Annotated in this window: 15 protein-coding genes and 2 pseudogenes; 12 read left to right on the top strand and 5 right to left on the bottom strand. The window is 73.5% G+C overall.

The features are described 5' to 3' along the window. Positions 1-37: 37 nt before the first annotated feature. Positions 38-895 carry a hypothetical protein gene (locus AB0I21_RS53225; RefSeq protein WP_360573050.1) on the top strand — a complete coding sequence of 286 codons (858 nt, stop codon included), beginning with the start codon at positions 38-40 and terminating at the stop codon, positions 893-895. 107 nt (positions 896-1,002) lie between these two features. Here AB0I21_RS53225 and AB0I21_RS53220 read toward each other — a convergent pair. After that, a pseudogene (locus AB0I21_RS53220) lies at positions 1,003-1,178 on the bottom strand (carbamoyltransferase C-terminal domain-containing protein). A 250-nt stretch (positions 1,179-1,428) separates the two neighbouring features. On the opposite strand from AB0I21_RS53220, the gene AB0I21_RS53215 reads away from it, so the two are divergent. Beyond that, positions 1,429-1,731 carry a hypothetical protein gene (locus AB0I21_RS53215; protein WP_360573048.1) on the top strand — a complete coding sequence of 101 codons (303 nt, stop codon included), beginning with the start codon at positions 1,429-1,431 and terminating at the stop codon, positions 1,729-1,731. A 510-nt stretch (positions 1,732-2,241) separates the two neighbouring features. On the opposite strand, the gene AB0I21_RS53210 is transcribed toward AB0I21_RS53215, so the two are convergent. Further along, positions 2,242-3,402, bottom strand: coding sequence for an acyl-CoA dehydrogenase family protein (locus AB0I21_RS53210; protein ID WP_360573046.1), 1,161 nt, complete (start codon positions 3,400-3,402; stop codon positions 2,242-2,244). A 212-nt stretch (positions 3,403-3,614) separates the two neighbouring features. On the opposite strand from AB0I21_RS53210, the gene AB0I21_RS53205 reads away from it, so the two are divergent. From AB0I21_RS53205 to AB0I21_RS53195, 3 genes are all read left to right on the top strand, one after another. Beyond that, on the top strand, positions 3,615-5,036 hold the full coding sequence (locus AB0I21_RS53205; protein ID WP_360573044.1) for a UDP-glucose/GDP-mannose dehydrogenase family protein: 1,422 nt from the start codon (positions 3,615-3,617) through the stop codon (positions 5,034-5,036). A 135-nt stretch (positions 5,037-5,171) separates the two neighbouring features. Next, positions 5,172-10,427, top strand: a complete 5,256-nt coding sequence (locus AB0I21_RS53200; RefSeq protein WP_360573042.1) for a hypothetical protein — start codon at positions 5,172-5,174, stop codon at positions 10,425-10,427. 17 nt (positions 10,428-10,444) lie between these two features. Next, positions 10,445-10,828, top strand: coding sequence for a hypothetical protein (locus AB0I21_RS53195; protein ID WP_360573040.1), 384 nt, complete (start codon positions 10,445-10,447; stop codon positions 10,826-10,828). Here AB0I21_RS53195 and AB0I21_RS53190 read toward each other — a convergent pair. Further along, positions 10,825-12,489 carry a GDSL-type esterase/lipase family protein gene (locus AB0I21_RS53190; RefSeq protein ID WP_360573038.1) on the bottom strand — a complete coding sequence of 555 codons (1,665 nt, stop codon included), beginning with the start codon at positions 12,487-12,489 and terminating at the stop codon, positions 10,825-10,827. The two genes, AB0I21_RS53195 and AB0I21_RS53190, sit on opposite strands and share 4 nt — an antisense overlap. A gap of 191 nt (positions 12,490-12,680) precedes the next feature. Between AB0I21_RS53190 and AB0I21_RS53185 the strand changes: the two genes are divergently transcribed. From AB0I21_RS53185 to AB0I21_RS53160, 6 genes are all read left to right on the top strand, one after another. Beyond that, entirely contained in the window at positions 12,681-14,063 is a 1,383-nt protein-coding gene (locus AB0I21_RS53185) for a glycoside hydrolase family 76 protein (RefSeq protein ID WP_360573036.1), read from the top strand. 51 nt (positions 14,064-14,114) lie between these two features. Continuing rightward, entirely contained in the window at positions 14,115-14,663 is a 549-nt protein-coding gene (locus AB0I21_RS53180; protein WP_360573034.1) for an RNA polymerase sigma factor, read from the top strand. Further along, positions 14,660-15,469: a hypothetical protein gene (locus AB0I21_RS53175; RefSeq protein WP_360573032.1), complete on the top strand. Its 810-nt coding sequence runs from the start codon at positions 14,660-14,662 to the stop codon at positions 15,467-15,469. Before AB0I21_RS53180 ends, AB0I21_RS53175 begins: the two co-directional genes overlap by 4 nt. Beyond that, complete coding sequence (locus AB0I21_RS53170) at positions 15,466-16,356, top strand: ABC transporter ATP-binding protein (RefSeq protein WP_360573030.1); 891 nt, start codon at positions 15,466-15,468, stop codon at positions 16,354-16,356. Before AB0I21_RS53175 ends, AB0I21_RS53170 begins: the two co-directional genes overlap by 4 nt. Beyond that, a complete protein-coding gene (locus tag AB0I21_RS53165) occupies positions 16,353-17,936 on the top strand; it encodes a hypothetical protein (protein ID WP_360573028.1) in 1,584 nt (527 codons plus the stop codon). The genes AB0I21_RS53170 and AB0I21_RS53165 overlap by 4 nt, the downstream gene beginning before the upstream one ends. Positions 17,937-18,282: 346 nt before the next feature. Next, on the top strand, positions 18,283-18,999 hold the full coding sequence (locus AB0I21_RS53160; RefSeq protein WP_360573026.1) for a hypothetical protein: 717 nt from the start codon (positions 18,283-18,285) through the stop codon (positions 18,997-18,999). Here AB0I21_RS53160 and AB0I21_RS53155 read toward each other — a convergent pair. Next, a complete protein-coding gene (locus AB0I21_RS53155) occupies positions 18,971-20,599 on the bottom strand; it encodes an ABC-F family ATP-binding cassette domain-containing protein (RefSeq protein ID WP_360573024.1) in 1,629 nt (542 codons plus the stop codon). The genes AB0I21_RS53160 and AB0I21_RS53155 overlap by 29 nt on opposite strands. Before the next feature lie 308 nt (positions 20,600-20,907). After that, complete coding sequence (locus tag AB0I21_RS53150; protein WP_360573022.1) at positions 20,908-21,570, bottom strand: hypothetical protein; 663 nt, start codon at positions 21,568-21,570, stop codon at positions 20,908-20,910. Between the two features lie 22 nt (positions 21,571-21,592). Here AB0I21_RS53150 and AB0I21_RS53145 point away from each other — a divergent pair. Beyond that, positions 21,593-21,867, top strand: a pseudogene (locus AB0I21_RS53145) (hypothetical protein); the annotation flags it as partial.

The raw sequence follows: 21,867 nt of genomic DNA, 5'->3' as shown, positions 1-21,867 counted from the left end.
CCTGGATTCAGGACCTGATGCCGGACGTGTCACGCGGATGTGGTTCGAGTTGGCGTGGTCGAGGTTGGCGGTTCGGTTGCACGACGGGCTGGACGCCAACCCCCGTGCTGGTGATGACGTCACCGGCACGCTCATGGCCGGGCGGATCTGGGAGACCTTTCCGCCGGTCGGCATGCCTTGGTGCGAACTCGTCCGCTTCGAAGGTGAGTACGACGACGAGGTGGCTACCGCGCTGCTGATGCATCCGCGCAGCTGGAGCGTGTTCCTGGACGGTCTGGACCAGCACCCGGGCGCGACCGCCTATCTGCAGGCCGGTGCCGTCGAACGCGCGGAGCGTATGCCCGGAGGGCGCGCGCCCGGCTTCCCGGACCTGCATGTGCGGACGTGGGGTGATGGCGGGGTCCGGCTTGGGTTGTCGGCGTCGCCCGAGTTCCTGGTCGGCACCGTGGATGCCGAGCGTGCATTGTGCGGGTTCCTGCAGGAGGTCGCAGCAGTGAGCGATCCGGCCTACGGTGAGGTCACGCTCGAGCTAGACGGCAACTACGGCGTCGAGTCGCTGCTGGAGCGGTCCCTGGCCGGCCTCGATAGTAAGACGCGCGCAGCGATACGGCATATCCCGCCGCGGGAACGGCTCAAGGGATACTCCTGGATTACCGTCATCCCGGCCGAAGTGGCGGACCGGCTCGGCGGTGCAGCCAGCCTGCGAGCCAGCGGAGCGTTCCACGAGGTCGTGGCGCTGCCCGCGGGTGGTGTCTGGGCGCAGGCGACCGGGCGGCTGGCCGACTACGACCATGCCGCCGCCCGGCGGGTGTTCGACGTCCTGCGGTCAGTGCTTCCACCGGGCTGGCCGACACCGCCGGCGGGAGACGGCCCGCTCGTCGAGGAGGCTCCCTGACCAGCGACCATCATCGCTCATCCGATGGCCGGTGTACCACGCGACGACGCCCGCGAGCGCATCCGCGCGGTATCGACCATCTGCTGCAACGATGACGGGCGGACCGGCTAATCGACCGTCCAGAAGGAGCCGAGGGCGAGGGCGTCCATGTCGGTCTTGAGATAGCAGCGCACGACGTCCTGCGGGGTGCAGACGATGGGTTCCTCGTTGTCGTTGAACGACGTGTTGACACCATCGGCACGCCGGTCGGCGCGTGGAACTCCGAGATCATCTCGTGGTACAGCGAGTTGTCGGCCTTCGAGACGGTCTCCGCGCGGGCCGTCCCGTCCTCGTGGCTGTGGCGGGCGTTCGTGATTCTGGCCCCCCTCTAATTTAGTGGCTCTGGCACTCATCCGGTGATCGACGGATGGGGATGTCAGGTCCTGGCGAGGATGCGTTTGCGTAGCAGGTCGAGGTTCCCTCCCTGTCACGCTGATGTGAGACCGCGCTCCAGGTAGGGGGGCACTCTTGGCCTTGATCACCGCTGAAGGGACGTGCAGGCCGACGACACCGTTGGCGCTGCGGCGGCCTTGGGTGACCTTGCGGTCGTTGTGGTGCACGGTGATCTCGTAGCCGAGGAACTTCGCCGCCTGAGTGCGGGCGTGCGTGATCAAGGTTTTCTCCTGCGACAGTTCCAGCTTGAGGTCGTTACGCAGGAACGCCGCGAGGCGGCCCTTGACCTGTTCGGCTTCGGCCTTGGGTCCGGCGAACCCGAGGAGGGTGTCGTCGGCGTACCGGGCGTAATGCAACCGGCGGAAGCCCGGATCGCGGGGATCTCCGCTGGGCATGCCGCGTAGTTGCTGGCGCAGCTCGCGTGCTGTGGCACGGTCACCACGCCGGTGTGCCCGGTCTCGCGCGGCGCGCACCCGGGCGTAGGCGTTGTCCTGTTTGCGGATCCGCCCTCGGGTGTACTCCGGAATCAGAACGGTTTCCACGAATTCGTCCAACCGGTGCAGGTAGATGTTGGAGTGGTGTGGGCACTCGAACACTTGCGGTGATGGCAGCGCGATGGCCTGCCGCTCGGCGGCTGATGACGTCACGTGGCCACAATAAGCGCCCTTTAGTTACGCAGCGTCACTAATCCTGTCAGGTGGTAATCGAAGAATGTCGATTACATGTCACACGCACTCGCGGTGCCGCGATCGGCGCGCGACGCTAGCCTGGTGTATAGCTGTATCTCGATTAGTCGATTGCCTTCCCCAGCATTTCCCCAGCATGACATCCGAAACGACAGTCATGCGACCGAAGGTAACCGAAAGATCGGCCGGTTCTCGATCACGGCTCTCACCTGCGGAAACGCGACAGAATTAGCCGTTGAGCAGCTGCCTTGCCATGACGATCCGCTGCACTTGATTCGTGCCCTCGTAGATCTGGGTGATCTTGGCGTCGCGCATCATGCGCTCGAGGGGGAAGTCCTTGGTGTAGCCGTAGCCGCCGAGGAGCTGGACGGCGTCGGTGGTGATCTGCATGGCGGCGTCGGAGGCGAAGCACTTCGCGGCGGCGCCGAAATACGTGAGGTCCTTGTCGCCGCGTTCGGACTTCGCGGCGGCGGCGTAGGTGAGCTGGCGGGCGGCCTCCAGCTTCATGCCCATGTCGGCGAGCATGAACTGGATGCCCTGGAAGTCGGCGATGGGCTTGCCGAACTGCTTGCGCTCCTGGACGTAGCCGAGGGCGAAGTCCAGGGCACCCTGGGCGATGCCGAGGGCCTGGGCGGCGATGGTGACCCGGGTGTGGTCGAGGGTCTGCATGGCCGTGGCGAAGCCGGTGCCCGGCGCGCCGATGATGCGGTCCGCGGGGATGCGGACGTTGTCGAGGTACACCTCGCGGGTGGGGGAGCCCTTGATGCCGAGCTTCCGCTCCGGCGCGCCGAAGCTGACCCCCTCGTCGGACTTCTCCACGACGAAGGCGGAGATGCCGCGGGAGCGGGCGGCCGGGTCGGTGACGGCGAACACCGTGTAGTACTCGCTGACGCCGGCGTTGGTGATCCAGCGCTTGACGCCGTTGAGGACCCAGGTGTCGCCGTCGAGGACGGCGCGGGTCTTCATGCCGGCGGCGTCGCTGCCCGCGTCGGGCTCGGAGAGGCAGTAGGAGAACATGGCGTCGCCGGCGGCGACCGAGGGCAGGTAGCGCTGCTTCAGCTCCGGCGACGCGGACAGCAGTAGGGGCATGGTGCCGAGCTTGTTGACGGCGGGGATCAGCGACGAGGACGCGCAGGCGCGGGCGACCTCCTCGATGACGATGGCGGTCGCGAGGGCGTCGGCGCCGGCGCCGCCGTACTCCTCGGGGATGTGCGGGGCGTGGAAGTCGGCGGCACGCAGCGCGTCGTAGGACGCCTGGGGAAACTCGCCGGTCTCGTCGGCGGCGGCGGCGTTGGGCGCCACCTTGCCGTCACACACCGCACGCACCGCTTCACGGACCGCGGCGTGCTCCTCCGGCAACTGGTACACCTCGAACACGGCATCCCCCAAAGACCCGAAAATCCTGTAGTGACCGACGGCCTGAACCGCCGTTCAGGCTCGTCCGAGGGTGAGCATACCGATGAGTAACCAAGGAGCCGAAGGCGCGGTCGGCGGGGAGGGACTACTCTCGCCGGAGCAACGTCGGCAATACCAAGCCCTATACGCCACAGATGTCCGCAATGCGGGTATTTGCGGAAACGGGAAAGAGTGGAGACATAGGCGTGACCATCGCGTACCCGAGCACCCCACCCGTAGTCGCCGCGCCTTCCGGCGCACCACGCCCGCGGCTGACCTTCCTCGGCACCGGCTACCTTGGCGCGACCTATGCCATCTGCTTCGCCGAACTGGGCTATGAGGTGCTCGGCTTCGACGTCGACGAGGCGAAGATCTCGAAGCTGTCCGGCGGCGACGTGCCGATCCACGAGCCCGGCCTGGACGAGCTGCTCCGCAAGAACCTCTCCGCCGGCCGGCTGCGGTTCACGACGTCGTGGGAGGAGGTCGCCGAGTTCGGTGACGTCCACTTCATCTGCGTCGGCACGCCCCAGCGCCCCGACGGCATGGCCGCCGACCTGTCCCACGTCGAGAGCGCCGTCACCAACCTCGCGCCGCTGCTCAAGCGCAAGGCGCTGATCGCCGGCAAGTCGACCGTCCCGGTCGGCACCGCCGAGTGGATCGAGCAGCTCGTGCGCCGCCACACCCCGGCCGAGCTCGGCGTCGAGGTCGCCTGGAGCCCCGAGTTCCTGCAGGAGGGCGTCGCCGTCGAGGACGTGCTGCGCCCCAACCGGATCATCTTCGGTGTGAAGAGCGACTGGGCGACCGGCATGCTCTACGCCGCCCACAAGGGCGTGTTCGACCTGGCGCTCACCGAGGACCGCGAGGTCCCCGTCGTGGTCACCGACTTCGCGACCGCCGAGCTGGTCAAGGTCGCCGCCAACGCGTTCCTCGCCACCAAGATCTCGTTCATCAACGCGATGGCCGAGGTCTGCGAGGCCGCCGGCGCCGATGTGACGCAGCTCGCCCGCTCGATCGGCTACGACGCCCGGATCGGCAACAAGTTCCTGCGCGCCGGCGTCGGCTTCGGCGGCGGCTGCCTGCCCAAGGACATCCGCGCGTTCCAGGCCCGCGCCCAGGAGCTCGGCGTCGGCGAGGCGCTGCGCTTCCTGCACGAGGTCGACCTGATCAACCAGCGCCGCCGGCAGAAGATCGTCCAGCTGTCCGCGGAGCTGCTCGGCCGCGGCTACGGCCCGGCCGGCCCGGACCTGGCCGGCACCCGGATCACCGTGCTCGGCGCCACCTTCAAGCCCAACTCCGACGACGTGCGCGACTCGCCGGCCCTGTCGGTGGTCCGCAAGCTGGCCCGCTCCGGCGCCGAGGTCACCGTGTACGACCCGGAGGGCATGGACAACGCCCGCAACGACGTCGCCGACGTGACGTACTCCAAGACCCTCACCGACGCCGTCACCGGTGCCGACCTGATCTGCGTGCTGACGGAGTGGGAGGAGTTCCGCAACGCGGACCCCAACGCGCTCAACGAGCTCGTCGCGGCCCGCCGGGTGATCGACGGCCGGAACTGTCTCGACCAGTCCGTCTGGGTCGCGGCCGGCTGGGAGTACCGCGGCATGGGCAAGCCGGCAGTCGCTTAAGCGCCGGAATCTCCCGAACGGGCGCATCGCTTTCGCGACACGTCGAAACAAGGCATTCTTCCCAGTAGGGCGTGAACAGCCGGGGGTGGCCGCACGCGCGGCCGCCCCCGGCTGCGGCCCGGGGGGAGGAGTCGCGTGGAGACGTATCCGTGCCCGGCGTGCGGTGGCCCGGCCAGTGAGGGCGCCGGTTGCCGCGATTGCGGCCGCCCGCACGACCCCGACGCCGCCGCGCTCGCCCTGTTCCAGCGCACCGTGGCGTCGCTGGAGCAGAAGAAGCGCGACCTGACCGACGACACCCAGAAGCTGCGCCGCCAGCTCGCGCACGCCTCCGCGCAGCGCGACTCCCTGCGCCGCAAGGTCCGGCAGTCCATCGACCAGGAGCAGACCGGCCGCGGCCGCCGCCCCCGGCTGGGGCGCAGCGCGAAGGCCGGCGGCGCGAAGATCGAGAGCACGCCGCCGGTCGCCCGGCAGGTCCAGGGCCCGACGGTGCCGCCGGGGCAGGAGGTGTACTCGCCACGGGCCCCGCTGGCCCCGGGTGAGACCCGGGGCGAGACCGAGGAGCGCAGACCGGTCGGCGCGACGCGGACGGCACCGGCCCGGACCCGGCTCGCGGCGCTGCCGCAGATGCGCCGCCCACCCGGCGGCGACGGCCCGCACGGCCCGGCCGACGAGCCCGAGGCGACCACCTCCAGCATGCAGGCGTCGGTCCTCGCGCTCGGCGGCCTGCTCCTCGCCGGCGCCGCGATCGTCCTCACCACCGACGCGTTCGGCACCATCGGCACCGCCGGCCGGGTGCTGCTGCTCGCCCTGATCACCGCCGGCGCCCTCGCCCTGCCGCTGATGCTGGTCCGGCGCGGCCTCACCGCCACCGCCGAGACGGTCGCGTCGGTCGCGCTCCTGCTCGTCCTGCTCGACGGCTACGTCCTGCGCTCCGAGGGGCTGCTGAGCGCGGACAAGGTCGAGGGCAGCCTGTACACCGGCCTGGTCTGCGCCGCCACCGCCGGCATCGCCGCCGCGTACAGCATGCAGAGCCACCTCATCGCCTCGCGGTACGCCACCCTCATCGCGCTCCAGCCGGTGCTGCCGCTGCTCGCCTACGACTCCATCCGTGGCCCCGCCGGCTGGTCCCTCGCCCTGTCCGGCGTGGCGCTCATCGACCTGGCGTTCGGCGTCGCCCTCGGCCGGTCGGTCCAGCGCCGCATCCGGCAGATCGAGGCCGAGCGCAGCGGCGCCGACGGCACCCCGGCCGAGGGCGCCGAGCAGCACGAGCCGCACACCGTGCAGACCGACCGGTTCGCCGACGCGCTGATGCGCGACGCGGCCTGGGTGCTGTTCGCGGTCACGTTCGGCGCGGCCCTGCTGTGCGCCGCCGCCGCCCTCGCCACCACCGAGGCCCTCGGCGAGACCGTCCGCGCCGCCGCCGTCACCCTCGTCGCCGCCGCGATCGGCGTCGCCGGCTCCCTATCCTGGCGGCGCGGCGTCCTGCCCGACATCGCGGCCGGCATCGCCACCGTCGCGGTCATCGCCGCGTTCGCACGGGTCGGCGCCGTCGCGTTCCCCGGCTCCACGCTGCTGTTCCTCGCGCTCGCGGTGGCGCTCGCCGCGGCCGGCGTGCCGTTCCTGCCCGGCGACGCCCGCCGAGGGCCCCGCTACGCGGTCTCCGTCGCGGCCGCCGCGACGACCGCGCTGCTCGTCGTCACCGTGCTGCCGGCGCTCGCCGCGCCGCTGCGGGCGGCGTGGCCGGTGTGGAACGCGGACCTCACGGCGTACCGCGCGGAGGTCGACACGGCCGTCGGCGCCGACGGCTGGCAGTACGTCCTGGCGGTGCTGCTGCTGACCGCCGCGGGCGTGCTCATGCTCAGCGGCCGCACCGAGCCGGTCGACGTGCCGCTCGGGTCGGCCGCCGGGCCCGCCGGGCGGATCGGCTCGATGTTCCGCCGCCGGGTCGAGGTCCGCCCCCAGCCGGCCCCGCCGCCGGGGCTGTGGCCGGGGCCGCTGGGCGGGGCGGAGAGCGGCCCGCGCACCGGCGTCTGGGACGACCCACGACCCGGGTCGCCGGCCGCTCCCCGGGCCGGCGCGGCACCGGCGACCAGGGCCAGGGACGTCGCCTTCGTCACCGTCCCCCCGCCGGAGCGCTTCCGGCCCGACGTCGCCGTCGTCGGCGCCGCCCTGATCCTGCTCATCGCGCCCGCCGCGTTCGGTCTGAGCTGGCTGGCGATCCCCGCCCTCACCGTTGCCGGCGCGATCGTCGCCGGGGCGCTCGCCATGCGGGTCCGGGAGGCGCACACCGCGTGGGTCTGCCTCGGCGCCGCGCTGGTCCTCGGCCTGTACGCGGCCGCGGCCGGCCTGGCCCGACCGGCGTCGACCGCCCTGATCCTGCTCGCCATCTCCGTCGCCGGCGCGGGCATCGCGCTGCTGCCCCGGCCGCACCGCACCGACGCCGAGGGGGAGTACGTCACCCGCAGGGTGGCCGACGCGGGCGCCGGCGGTGCCCTCTTCGCGCTGCCGGGCGCCGCCGCGGCCGGTGCCGCGATCGCCTTCGGCGACCTGCCCGGCGGCGCGACCGTCGTGCTGGTGATGAGCTTCCTCGCGCTCGCGGTGACGCTCGGGTATGCCGCGATCACGCAGGTCGCCCGGGGTGCGCAGAGCCCGCCGCTGCTGATCGGCGCGACCGCCGGCACCGTCGCGGTCGCGATCGCGGTCCTGCGCGCGGACGGCGCCACCACGATCGACCTGGTCATCGGCCTGCTCATGGTGATCGCCGTGGCGATGCTGTGGATGGCGCCCCGGATGGACGACCGGCAGACGTTCGGCGCCGAGTTCACCGGCGCCGACGCCGCGGCGGCCGCCGTGACGATCGCCGGGATCGGCGCCGTGGCCAGGGCCGTGTCGCTCGCGTCCGACGGCATCGAGGTCGTGACCCTCGCGCTGCTCGTGTTCGCGGTCGCGGTCGCCGCCCGGACCCTGCCCGACGAGTGGCGCCGCGGCCCGGTCGCCGGCGCCACCACCGTCGGCGTCTGCACGGGCCTGTTCGCCGGCAGCCTGGCCGTCATCGGGGCGGTCGGGGTGATCCGGGCCGCGGACCCGCCGTGGCGCGCCGTCCTCGACGACCGATGGCTGGCCAACGCCCAGCAGCTCGCGACGTACGGGTGGCAGGTCCCCATCGCGTTGCTGCTGCTCGCCGGCGCGGCCGCGATCGCGCTGCCGCAGCCGTACGGCGACGACACGGCCGCCTCGGCGGCTGCCCTCGCCGCCATCGGTGCCCCTGTCGGTCTCGGCCTCGGCTGGCAGTCCCCGATGGTCATCGGCTGGATCGCCGCGACCGGGATCGCGGCCTGGGCCGCGACCGCGAAGGGCTGGCGCGGCGCCTACACGCGGCTCGGCGCCGCGCTGGTGGCCGGCATGTTCGCCGCCGGCGCGAGCCTCGTGCGCCCCGGCGCGACCGCGGGCACGCTCGTCGCGCTCGCGGTCAGCGGCGTGGCCATCGCCTGGTTCGCCCGGGCCACCGCGATCCGCCGGGGCAACCCGTCCGACGGCCCGCTCACGTTCGTCGGCGGGTGCGGTGTCGCCGCCGCCCTCTTCGCCTTCACGGGTGCCGCCGCGGCGGCCGCGGGCGGGCTGCACCCGGGCCAGGCCAGCACCGTGCTCATCGCCGCGCTCGCGACCTCCGCCGTCGGTCTCGCCGCCGCCGCGACCGGGGCCCAGCAGGCGCCGGGGTACCTGCCGTACGTGACCGTCGGTGTCGCGGGCGGCGCGACCACCACGGCCGTGGCGGCGCTGATCGTCGAGCGCGACGGTGCCGTCGTCTACGCGGCCGCCGCGGCGCTGCTCGGGGTCCTCGCCGAGCTGCTGCGGGTCACCTGGCAGCCGGGCGTCGCGTGGGTGCCGATGTCCGGCTTCCGCCCGGACAGCGCCGGCACGCCCGGCCGGTGGCGGCAGGTCCGGGCACCCCGCGGGTACACCGTCGGCGTCGCCGCGGCGGCCGGCCTGCCCGCGCTCATCGTCGTCGTGTTCGTGGCGCCGGCGGTGTACGCGGCGCTGGCCGGTCCGTACAAGTGGATCCAGCGCCCCTGGACGGGCACCGCGCAGACCGCGTCCGACCTCGGTGAGCTCGGCCGCTTCGCGGGCAACGGCACCCACGTGCTCGCCGCCGCGCTGCTCACCATCGCCGGTGCGCTCATGGCGGTCGGTCTCGGCGGCTCGGGGCAGGCCGTCGCCGGTCGCGCCGTCGCGATCGTCGTGCCCAGCGCCGCGCTGACCATGCTGATCGCGCCGGGGGCGCTGCACGCGCCGTGGCCGTGGCAGCCGACGGCGGCGCTGCTGGTCGCCACGATCGCCGGGCTCGGCCTGGCCCTGACGGTCCCGCCGGAGGCCGACAGCTCCGACGGCCGGATGCTCATCATCGCCCGCCGGCTCGTCTTCGTCATCGCCGTGCTCGCCGCCGGGGCGGGCGGCGCGGGCAGCCTGGCCACGAAGCAGCAGACGCTGACGTGGCTCGCCGGCTCGATCGTCGTCGGCGCGGTCGCCGGCATCTGGGGGCGCACGCCCACCGGCCGGATGCTCGGCTGGCACGTCGCCGCGTCGACCGCGCAGGGCTTCGCCCTCGCGGCCGGGCTCGCCGCCGGACTGTCGCTGCGGCAGTGCGCGTTTCCGCTGCTGATCGTCGCGACGATGCTGCTCGTGCTGGGTGCCGCGCTGCCGCGGCTGCGGCCGGGCAACAGCATCAACCGGGAGGCGATGACGATCGAGGCGGCCGGCTACGCCGGCGCGGTCGTCGCGGTCCTGCTTACCCTCGGCTCGGCCGCGCACACCGCGGCCGCCCTCACCGCCCTCGGCGCGGTCCTCGGCCTGTCCGCGGCCCGCAAGGGGCGCAGCGGCCAGCAGCGGGTCATCCTCATCATCGCCGCGTCCGTCGCCGAGCTGATCGCGATCTGGCTGCTGCTCATCACGGTCAAGGTGGCCCTGATCGAGGCGTACACGCTGCCCTTCGCGGTGCTCGCGCTCATCACCGGCCTCCTGGAGATCCGCCGCCGCCCGGAGCTGGGCAGCTGGCTCGCCTACGGGCCGGCCCTCGTCGCCGGCTTCGCGCCGAGCCTCGCGCTCGCGATCGCCAACGAGAACTCCCCGGAGCTGCGCCGCGTCCTGCTGATCCTCGCCGGCGTCATCACCGTCGCGATCGGCGCGGTCCGGCAGCAGAAGGCGCCGGTCGCGGTCGGATCCGCGGTGACGATCATCGCCACCGTCAACGAGCTGTTGCGCATCGGGCTGCCCGTCTGGATGCTGCTGCTGCTCTTCGGCGGCACCGGCCTGCTGCTCATCACCCTCGGCGCGACCTACGAGCAGCGCCAGCGCCTCGACCGCCTCCGCGGTGTCTACCGGGGGATGCGCTAGCTGTAGTATTGATACTTGTGAGTGCGATGCTGGTGTGTGACCAGCCTGCCTTCGCCTACACGGTGCACGTGGCGGGCTGCGGTGAGATGCGTCGCGCCGGCCGGCTGAGAGCCTGGCGCGAGGACGACGGCGGACTGCTGGCCGTGCTGACCGTCCACGGATCGAACCTGGAGGACGAGTCGGGGGTCGTCGCCGACCAGGTCCGGCTGCGGTTCGTCGGCGAGCGGGTGGATGTCGTGGCGTACGAGCCGGGCTGGTGGGGCATGAACTTCGCCTACCTGCGCTCGGTCGGCGGCACCCGCTGGGCGCCGCTCGACCCGCGGGTGCTCTCCGACCGGCTCGGCCCGTCGTTCGTCATCGACGACGAGGAGGACACCACCCCCGGCTACGGCGGCGCCTAGGCGCCCTCGACCTCCAGCTCGTAGATGCGGGTCGCCGGGTCGGTGGTCTGGGTCGGCGTGGTGACGACCAGGCGCACGTAGCGGGCGGTCAGCGGGCCGACCGGGTGGCTGGTGACGCCGTCGGTGTTGGCGGTGACGGTCACCGGGGTCGTCCACGTCGCGCCGTCGGTGCTCACCTGGATGGTGAACGCACGGGTGTTCAGCGCCGGCGACTCGCCGCCGGAGGCGGCGTGCCGGACCACGAACCGGCGCACGGTCCTGGCGGCGCCGAGGTCGGCCTGCAGGGTGGCGCCGGCGGCGCCGCTGCACCACTTGCTGTTGCCGGTGATCACGCCGTCGACGGCCTTCGCCGGGGCCTCCGCCGCGACGCAGGCGGCGCTGCCGGTGACGGTGGCGCCGCGGGCCAGGTTCACGCCCGGGTAGGCGCCGCCCTCGTCGGTGATCGCGATGTCGTCGACGTAGCCGCGGAACGGTCCGGTGCCGGTCGGGCGGTCGAAGCCGACGTCGACGCGGGTGATCGTGCGGCCGGCGAGCCCGCCGAGGCTGACCCGCACCAGGTTCCACTGGTTGACCACGAGGTGGCCGCCCTCGCCCTGGAACTGCGGGTGGGCGCGGACGCCGTACTGGTCGACGGCACCGGAGTCACGCAGCGCGGAGCCGTCGCTGAACTGCAGGTCGACCGCGACGAACGTGCCGGTGGCCTGCTGCGGGTAGATCCAGTAGGACAGCGTCGTGGCCGCGCCGACCGGCAGGTCCGTGGCGAAGATCCGCTGGTAGGAGTAGGACTGGGTGGCGGAGTTGTCGGCGCCGGAGTACATCAGCGCGGCGCTGCCGCTGCGGGCCAGCTCGGCGCGCGGGGAGGACTCCATCGCGGTCAGGGCGCAGCAGTAGCCGCCGACGCCGACGGTCGCGCCGGCGCTGTCCAGCCAGGTCGGCGCGGGGTCGCTCGCCTCGAACGGGGCCCGCAGCAGCGGCCAGTCGCGGCCGTCGCCGAGCACCGGCTCCAGGGCCGTGTACCAGCGCGCGGCCATCTTGGCGTAGCCGGAGTCGTTGGGGTGCAGCGTGTCGTTGAGGTCGGACGCCGCGAGCGTCGACAGGTCGACCAGCCTGGCCCTCGCGCCGCGGGCGCTCACGATGCCGGGGACGGCGGCGTTGAACGTGTTGATCCGGGCCTGGATGGTGGCGTCGAGCGCGGGCACGATCTTCGCGACCAGCACGGTGGCGGTGGGGCGCGCGGCGAGGATCTGGTCGATGAGCGAGCCGAGCCGCTGCGGCGCCGTGGCCACCTGATAGTTCTGGTTCATGTCGTTGGTGCCGATGTGCAGCAGGATCACGTCGGGCTGGTAGGTGGCGAGCCAGCCGTTGGCGCTCGCGGCGATCTGGTCGATGCGCCAGCCCGAGTGCCCCTCGTTGTCGGTGTCCGGCAGGGAGCCGGACCGCTGCGAGCCGACGAAGTCGATGTTGTAGCCCGCGTTGGCGACGAGGCGGTTGTACAGCGGTGCCCGGTAGCTGGACGTGGTCGGGCTGCCCTCGCCCCAGGTGATCGAGTCGCCGAGCGGCATGACCTTGACCGGCCGGGTGGTCACCGCGGCCTGTACAGGTGCGGCGGTCGCGGCGATGCAGCTCGCCAGGACGGCGGCGAGCACGAGGATCCGGCGCATGCGGGGGCTCCCGGGGGTTCGGGCATTGACGGTTGTGGCGAGTCTCTCCGCGTGATCCGGTTGTGTCAAGAGTTGACAGAACTGCATGCGTGGAGGATCGTCGATGAAAACCGGATGGCGGTCCGGGCCCTTTGCCAGGTTCGGAGGCCGCCGTGCGGGTGCTTGTTGCTGTTGCGTTGGTCTTTGCCGCCGTGGTGGCCGTTCCCGCGCCCGCCGAGGCCGCAACCGTCGTCTGCAACCGTTACTGCGACGGGCGCGACGCCGCGCTCGCCCCCTCGGACCGGCAGACGGTGAGCAGCACCCTGTACGGGCGGCGCTTCACCATGCATCTCAACGACACCGACGCGATGGCCTGGGCGAGCCTGGACAACGGCAAGGCCGGCGACGAGGTCTGGATGGACCGGTCCTTCGACGGCGGCCGCACCTGGGTCGACAGCCGCATCGGCTACGCCACCGTGCCCGCCGGCGGCACCGCGCGGCGGACCGCGCAGTTCAACGTCGACAACTGGGCGGCGAACGGGGTCGGCGCGCTGCGGGCCTGCGGCAAGGCCGGCGACCGGCCCGAACTGACCTGCACGGCGTGGACCCGCAGCACCTGGAACGCGTGGGACCGGCGTACCGCGGCCGCCACCGCCCTCATAATGCAGTACAACCTCCCGACGGGGTTGTTCGGCAACAACGACTGGTGGACCTCGGCGAACGCGCTCACGGCCGTCATCGACAACAGCCGCCGGTCGGGGATGGGCAGCTACCGGTACGCCATCGCCAACACCTACGACAAGCAGGTCAACGCCAAGCTCGGCCAGTTCCGCAACGAGTACCTCGACGACACGGGCTGGTGGGCCCTGGCGTGGGTGGCCGCATACGACGCGACCGGCGACAGCCGCTACCTGAACACCGCCCGGGCCGGCGCCGACCACATGTACGCCTACTGGGACACCCGCTGCGGCGGCGGGGTCTGGTGGAAGACGGACCGGCTGGTCAAGAACGCCATCGAGAACAGCCTCTACATCCAGCTCAACGCGGCGCTGTCGCTGCGTCTCCCCGGCGACACGGTCTACCGGGCGCGGGCCCAGGCGGGCTGGACATGGTTCCAGAGCACCGGGATGCTCAACGGGTCCAACCTCGTCAACGACGGGATCAGCCTCAGCACCTGCCGCAACAACGGGTCCGTCACGTGGACCTACAACCAGGGCGTGCTGATGAACGCGTTGGTGCAGCTCAACCGCCTCACGGGCGACGCCGCCGCCCTGGCCACGGCGCGGCGGATCGGGGACGCGCTGGTCGCGAGCACCTACCTGTCGCCGGGCGGCATCCTGCGCGAGCCGAACGAGAGCAGCACCTGCGCCGGGGACGGGGTCTCGTTCAAGGGCGCCGCCGTGCGCGGCCTGGGCGTGCTGAACGCGGCCGCCGGCGGGGCCTACAACGCCTATCTGCAGCGCAACGCGGACAGCGCCTATCTGAACGATCGGGACACGTTGGACGCCTACGGCAGTCACTGGGCCGGGCCGCGGACCGCCTCCAACCACAGCTGCCAGCACAGCGCGGTGGATCTGCTCAACGCCGCTCCGTAGTTTTCTCTCGTCGTCGTGAACCGGTCGGCGGGGTCGATCCGATGATGAGGTGTGAGGGTTCAGTCTGACGCCGATCTGCTCGCCTCGGCCGCCGCCGGGGACAGGGCGGCGTTCGAGGAGTTCTATCGGCGGCACGCCGTCTGGCTGACGTTGCGGCTGCGGTACCGGTGTGCAGACGAGACCTTGATCGACGATGTCGTCCAGGAGACGTTCCTCGAGCTGTGGCACGGCGGCGCCGCCCGCTATCGCGAGCAGGGCGACATCGCCGGCTGGCTGTGGCGGATCGGCTCGCGCCGCCTGGTCGACGCGCTGCGCCGCACCAGCGCCCGGCACCGGCTGGGCCGGCTCCTCGCCCGGTTCCGCGGCGGCGAGGAGCCCTCGGAGCCTTCGGCCGAGGAGCAGGTGCTGCGGGGCGTCGAGCACGGCGACCTCGCCGGTGCCCTGTCCCGGCTCTCCCCGGAGCTGCGCGCCGTCGTGCAGGCCACGGTCCTGGACGGGCTCACCACCGCCGAGGCCGCGGTGCTGCTCGGCATCCCGCCCGGCACGGTCAAGACGCGGGCGATGCGGGCCCGCCGGCAACTACGGCAGGAGCTGGCATGAGCGGTTTCGCTGACTGGCATCTTCAGGACTCCGACGTGCGGGCATATGCCGGCGGCGGGCTCGCCGGGCCGCTGCTCTGGTCGGTGGAGGCGCACCTCGGCGGCTGCGCGTCGTGCCGTTCGCGGCTCACCGCCGTCGCGGATCCGCGGCTCGTCGACGACGGCTGGGCCCGCCTCGACGCCTCCCTCGACGCGCCCGTGCCCGGGCCGGTCGAGCGGCTCCTGCTGCTGCTCCGCGTGCCTGACCACACCGCAAGGCTGCTCGCCGCGACCCCGGCGCTGCGGCTGTCGTGGCTCGTCGCGATCACCCTGACCCTGGCGATGACGGCCACGATCGCCCGGCTCGCCGACCCGCTCGTGTTCCTCGCCGGCGCGCCGCTGCTGCCGCTGCTCGGCGTGGCCGTGTCGTTCGGGCCCGGCATCGACCCCACGTATGAGGTGGCCCTCGTCGCGCCGATGCAGTCCTTCCGGCTGCTCCTGCTGCGCTGCGCCGCCGTCGTCTCCGTCACCACCGTGCTGTGTGCCCTCGCGAGCCTGGCGGTGCCCGGCGCCGGCCCCGGCGCGGCCGGCTGGTTCCTGCCGTCGCTCGCGCTGACGGTGCTCACGCTCCTGCTCGCCCCGCGCCTCGGCACGGTCACCGCGGCAGTCGTCGCCGGCGTCGGCTGGGGCGGCCTCGTCGCCGCCGCGGCAGGCGTCCTCTTCACCGCCGCCGGCCAGGCCGGCACCGCACTCGCGGTCGCCCTCGCCGTCGGGCTCCTCGCCCGGCGGGCGGCGACCTTCGACACCGACTTCAGGAGGCTCCGATGAGCATCGACGCGGCCAGACCGCGCCACCCCGACGGCACCGCCGGCGCCGTGCGGGCCGAAGGCCTGACCCTGCGGTATGGGCGCAAGACCGCCCTCGACGGCGTCACGCTCACCCTCGGCACCGGCGTCACCGGGCTGCTCGGCCCCAACGGCGCCGGCAAGACCACCCTCCTGCGGATCGTCGCCACCGCGCTCGCCCCCGACGCCGGCTCGCTGCGCGTCCTCGGGCACGACCCGCTCACCGGGCCGGGGCGGCTCGCCGTGCGGCGCCGCCTCGGGTATCTGCCCCAGGACCCCGGCTTCCACCCGGGCTTCACCGCGTTCGAGTTCGTCGACTACGTCGCGATCCTCAAGGAGCTGACCCACCGCGGCGACCGCCACGCCGAGGTCCGCCGGGTCCTCGCCGCCGTCGGCCTCGACGACCAGCGCCGCACCCGCATCAAGGCGCTGTCCGGCGGCATGCGCCAGCGGGTCGCGCTCGCCGCCGCCCTCGTCGGCGACCCCGACCTGCTCATCCTCGACGAGCCGACCGTCGGGCTCGACCCGCAGCAGCGGATGCGCTTCCGCGAGCTCTTCGCCGACCTCGGCGAGGACCGGGCCGTGCTGCTGTCGACGCACCAGACCGAGGACGTCATGTCCCTGTGCCGCGAGGTCGTCGTCATCGACCGTGGCACCGTCCGCTTCTCCGGCACACCCGCCGACCTCGCCGCCCTCGCCGACGGCCGGGTGTGGACCAGCGCCGCCCGCGAGCCCGGCGCCCTCGCCTCCTGGCGCACCGGCACCGGCCTGCACCGTCACGTCGGCGACCCACCGCCCGGCGCCGAGCTGCTCCCGCCCACGATCGAGGACGGCTATCTCATGCTCGTCGACGTCGGCGGTGCGTCATGACGGCCGTGCTCGCTCCCGTCGAGGACGCGGTGCGGGTGCCGTGGCGCCGGGCGATGCTGGCCCTGGCCCGGGTCGAGGCGGTCCGCTTCGCCCGGCACCCGCTGACCCTCGTCGCCGTGCTGCTGTTCGTGTCCCCGTGGGTGTATGACCTCGTCACCGGCTCCACCGACCGCTATCCGGTGCTCCACGACAAGGTCGTCGGCCTGCAGCTGTCGGGGCTGTTCATCCTCGGTGGCGGCGCCCTCGTCGTCGCCAACCTCAACGCGCTGCGCGCCCACCGCCACCGCACCGACGCCCTCTACTCGGTGCTCGTCCTGCCGGACCCGTGGCGCACCGCGGCGTTCCTGCTCGCCCCGCTGCCCTACGCGGCCGGCGTCACCCTGCTGGCCGCCGCGCGGATCGGCGCCCTCGCCCTGCTGCCCGGCGCCGCCGGCCGCCCCGACCCGGCCGAGCTCGCCCTGATCCCGGTCCTCGTCGTCCTCCTCGCCGCCGCCGGCGTGCTGCTCGCCAAGGTGGTCCGCTCCGCCGTGGTGGCGCCCTTGGCGATGTTCGCCTTCGCCGTGGCCGCGTTCACCGTCCTGGTCGCCGCCGCCAGGGGCAACGCGGCCCTGCGCCTGCTCCAGCCGGTCATGTTCGGCGACCTGCCCTTCGCCCTGCCGGCCGACCTGGTCGACCGGCCGTCGCTGCGGCACCTCGGGTATGTGGCGGGCCTCGCCGGTCTCGTCGCCGTCGCCGCCCTGTTCCGCTCCGGTGCCCGCGGCCGTCCGGTGACCGTGGCCGCGGTGCTCGTCTCGCTCGTCGCCGCCGCTGCCGGCGCCGCCCAGTTCCACACCGACGACGCCCTGCGCCGCGCCGCGGTCACCGCCACCGACGACCCCGGCGCCCAGCAGGCCTGCCATCGCCGCGGCGACGTCACGTACTGCGCCTTCGCCGACTTCACGACCTGGATCCCCGGCTGGGAGGCGGTGCTGCGGGGCGTCCGCCGCGCCGTCCCCACCGTCACCGGCCCACCCCTCGCCGTCCGTCAGCGCGTCTGGGCCCACGGCTACCCGACCGGCGGCTCCACCGGCAGCTCCGACGACGAGACCGGCCGCAACACCGCCTGGGAGCGCGCCGCGGCGGCCGCCGGCACCCCGGCGGTGATCCCGGTCGGCACCCGCTGGGGCGACGACACCTCCGAGGCGGTCTTCGCCGCCGCCGCCGCGCACCGCCTCATGACCGGCAGTGCGTTCGCCCCCTCCACCATGGTCTGCGGCGCCCGCGGCGCGCTGCTCGTGTGGCTCGTCGGCCAGGCGACCCCCGCGACCGCCCGAGGGCTGCGGAAGCTTGACGCCGCCAGCTCCGGCGGCCTCGCCTTCATGGACGACACGACCTTCATGGGCATGGTCGTCCCCGACCGGGACGCCGCGCCGGGCCTCAGCGCCCTGCGGCGGCCTCCCGCCGAGGTCGGCAGCCTGGTCACCGCGCACTGGACCGAGCTGACCGACCCTGCCACCCCGGCGGACCGCTTCGCCGCGCTCATGGGCGTGCCGATCGCCCCGGAGCAACCCGCGGAGGAGCGCACCGTATGCACCGCCTGACCGCCGCCGTGCCACGCCGCCCTCCGGCCACCGGCCGCCGCCGGGTCGATCCGATCGTCCGCACTCCCCGCGCTGGTGTGGTCGCGACGTCCCGCGCTGGTGTGGTCGCGGCTCCCTGCGGTGGTGCTGTCGCCACTCCCTGCGGCGGTGTGGTCGCGGCTTCCCGTGGTGGTGGGGTTGCGGCTTCCCGTGGTGGTGTGGTTGGGGCTTCCCGTGGTGGTGCGGTTGCGGCTTGCCGCGCTGGTGTGGTCGCGGCTCCCTGCGGTGGTGCGGTTGGGGCCTCCGGTGGTGGTGCGGTTGCGGCTTGCCGCGGTGGTGTGGTCGTGGGGCGCGTGGCGGGTCCGGCATGAGGTGGCCCGCCCTTGTCCGGCCGACCCTCCGGGCGATCCGCTGGAGCCCGGTGCTCGGTGCGCTGGCGGCCGGTCTCGCGATCGTCAGCGTTCCCGCGGCGATGACGGTGACCCTCACGGCCGACAACCTGGCCGCCCTGCTGCGCCTGGCCACCGCCTGTGCCGCCGTCGGTCTGGCGTTCCTCTACGACGACCCCGCCAAGCCGACCACCGCCACCGCGCCGGCTCCCGCCTGGCACGGGGTCGCGATCCGCACCGCCATCGGCAGCGCGGTGCTGGCCGCGTGGTGGGTGGCGGCGCTCGCCGTCACGCTCGCCGGCGCCCAGGACGGCAGCGGTGACCTTCTTCCGCTGCGGGCCCTGACCCTGGACGCGGCGGCCATCGGCGCACTCGGCCCGGCCGCCGCCGTCGTCGCCTGGCGGCTGGCGCCGCGTGGTGTGGCCAGCCCCACCGCGGCACCCGCCGTCCTGGTCGCGCTCGCCGCGCTGGCCTTCGCTCCGCGCTCGGCGGCGTTCTTCGTCAGCGTCGACGGGCCCGACTGGACCGGCGCCCACCAGCGCCTGGCCGCCGTGCTCGCCGCCGCCTGCCTCACCACGGTCGCCGCCGCGGTGCCGTTCCTGCCCCGCCGCTCCTTCACCTGGTCGGGGTCCGGGGCCACGCGGGCAGCCGATCGGCCGGCCGCACCTATGCGGCGCGGACGTGGCCGTCGGTGACGTGCCAGCGGTGGTCGAAGCCGACGTTGCGGGCGAAGTACTCGTCATGGGTGATCATGACCAGGGTGCCCTGGTAGGCGCGCAACGCCTCCTCGACGACGTCGATGGCCTCGAAGTCGAGGTAGTTGGTGGGTTCGTCGAGGAAGAGGACCTGAGCGCCGGTGTTGACGATGACGGCGAGGAGCAGCCGGCGCAGCTCACCGGCGCTGAGGTCGCGCAGGCGGCGGTCCCACTCGTCGGGGCCGAAGAGGTGGGCATCGAGGAGGGATTCGGCCTCATCGACGTACACCGGCACCCTCGAACGGAAGAATCCCAGCACCGTCCGGTCGTCGCGGCGCAGGTCGTCATGGGTCTGGGGGAGGACGGCGACGTCGGCGGCGGTGGTGACCGTGCCCGCGTCGGTGGGGAGCCGGCCGGACAGGGCGCGCAGCAGGGTGGTCTTGCCGGCGCCGTTGGGGCCGGTGACGAGGACGCGGCCGTGGACGTCGAGCGAGACGTCGTCGAGGACGCGCCGCGCGCCGAGCTTGACCGTGAGCCCGCGGGCGCTCACCACGGACTCCGCGGCTTCCGGGGCCTCCGGAGCCACAGGGAACGCGAGGGTGAGCGGTGGGCGGGTGGACGGCTCGGCGATCCAGCGCGCGGAGGTCAGTTGCCGGGTCAGGCGGCGTTCGCGGGCCTTGGCCTTCTTGGCGACCTTCTTCGCGTACCGGCGGATCTTGTCGGACCCGAGTCCCGACCGCACCGACTCCTCGACGCCGCGGGCCTGGTCCTTGGTGCTCGCGATGTCGGCCTCGAGCCGGCGGCGGAACTTCTCCTGCGCCTCGTGGTCGAGCAGGAGCTTCTGCCAGCGGCGGGTCTTCTCGGCGCGGTAGTCGGTGTAGCCGCCCTCGTACCACTGCGGGGTGGTGTGGATGCCGTCGAGCTCGACGATCCGGGTCACCGTGCGGTCGAGGAACGCCCGGTCGTGCGTGACGACCAGGACCGCGCCGCGGAACGCCGCGAGGAAGCCGCCGAGCCACGCGGTGCCGGCGGCGTCGAGGTGGTTCGTCGGCTCGTCGAGAATCAGCACGTCAGGCGTCGCGAGCAGGACGCGGGCGAGCATCAGCCGGGCCTGCTCGCCGCCGCTGACCTTGCCGACCGGCAGGTCGTCGGGCAGGTGCGCGATGTCGAGGCGCTCGCGCACCTCGGCCCGGCGCTGCGGTGCCGACCAGCCTTCCAGGGCCAGCCAGCGCTCCTGGACCTGACCGTACTCCTCGAGGACCGCGGTGTCGTCCGCCATGGGTGCCTCAAGGACCGCGGTGTCGTCCGCCATGCGTGCCTCGAGCGTCCGCATCCGGTGCGCGAGGCGGTCGGCTTCGCCGTCGCTCAGGAAGGAGAGAACGGAAATATCCGGATCCGGGACCTGCTGGGCGAAGTACCCGATGCGGCGCCGCGGTGCGAGGCTGACGTGCCCGCTCGTCGGCTTCTCGGCCCCGGTCAACAACCGCAGCAGCGTGGTCTTCCCGGCGCCGTTGGGCCCGACGAGCCCGAGCCGGTCACCGGCGTTCAGGGTGAAGTCGACGCCTTCGAACAGCAGCTCGGCGTCGTAGTGCTTGGACAAAGAAACAGCGCGTAGCAAGGTGGCCTCGCAGCGGGAGTGTGAGCGGACGGGAACGTCACCCGGCCCGTCCCCTGCGCGGGGTCCAGGTCAGGCGGTCAGCACGTCCTGCGAATCACACGGATGCATCGTCGCGCATCTCGTCCCGGCATCGCCACCGAATTACGACCGAGGGCCGCCCCCTCGAAAGGTGACGGCCCTCGGTGCGCCTGCTGCCTCCGGAGCGGCCTGTCCAGGTGTGACCTGTTCAGGTGCCGCCGGCTTCGGTGCGTCTGCTGCTCAGGGTGTGGCCTGCTCAGGGTGTGGCCTGCTCAGGTGCGGTCGCGGGGTGGTGCGGCCCACGGTGACGTCGGCGGCTCGTCGTCGCCGTGTTCGGAAGCGGCGGCCCGCTCGGCGGTGAGCCGCTCGAGCTCGGCCTGCGCGTTGGCCCGCCGCTCCGCCTCGCCCCGCGCGAACGCCGCCCGCCGCTCCGCCTGCTCCGCCGCACTGGGCGCGCCGAGCCTGGTGGTCACGTCCGGGTCGACGGGTCCGATGCGGGTCGTCGCCTGCTGGTCCGGGTCCGCGTCGGTCCTGGTCGCCGGCTCCTGGACGGGGTCGGTGGCCCGCATCGGCATGAACCGGGTCGTCGCGCCCTCGTCGACGCTCCCGCCGACGGTCGGGTGCTCACCGGTCTCGTTCTGCGCGGCGTGCCGTGGCCGGGACGGGCGGTTGGGGTGGAGCGCTTCGGTCTCCTCTTCGCGGACGCCCCGCCGCCCGGCGCTGAACCCGTCGAACGACGGCCCCGCCAGGATCGACGTCTCCCGCACCACGTCGGACCGCGCAGCCCGCGACGGCAACGCCCCACCACTGCCGGCGGCCGGCGTCTGCTGCGTGATGCCGAACGGCTCGGTGGCCGGCTCGCTCGCGCTGGGCCGCCCGTACCTGGTCTGCGGCACCTCCGGCGAGGGCGCCACCGACTCGGACGCGGGACGCAACGGCCCTCCACCCTCGTGCGGCGTGACAGGCGCGCCCAACGGCCGGGTCGGCAACTCGTCGCTGCCCTCCGCCAGCCCGCCGGGCGCCCCGGCCCAGGGCGTGCCCCCGGCCGCGGGCGGCGCGGAGGCAGGCCCGGCCGCGGGTGGTGCCGAGGCGGGACCGGCGGTGTGCCCGAACTGCGTGGCCGGCGGCGCGGATGCGGGCCCGGCCGCGGGTGGTGCCGAGGCGGGACCGGCGGTGTGCCCGAACTGCGTGGCCGGCGGCGCGGATGCGGGCCCGGCCGCGGGGGGTGCCGA

Origin of the sequence: Dactylosporangium sp. NPDC050588 (genome assembly GCF_040654975.1) — a bacterium.
GTDB classification, from domain to species: Bacteria; Actinomycetota; Actinomycetes; order Mycobacteriales; family Micromonosporaceae; genus Dactylosporangium; species Dactylosporangium maewongense.
The sequence above is the reverse complement of the archived record's forward strand: the minus strand, read 5'-3'. Positions and strand labels throughout refer to the sequence as shown.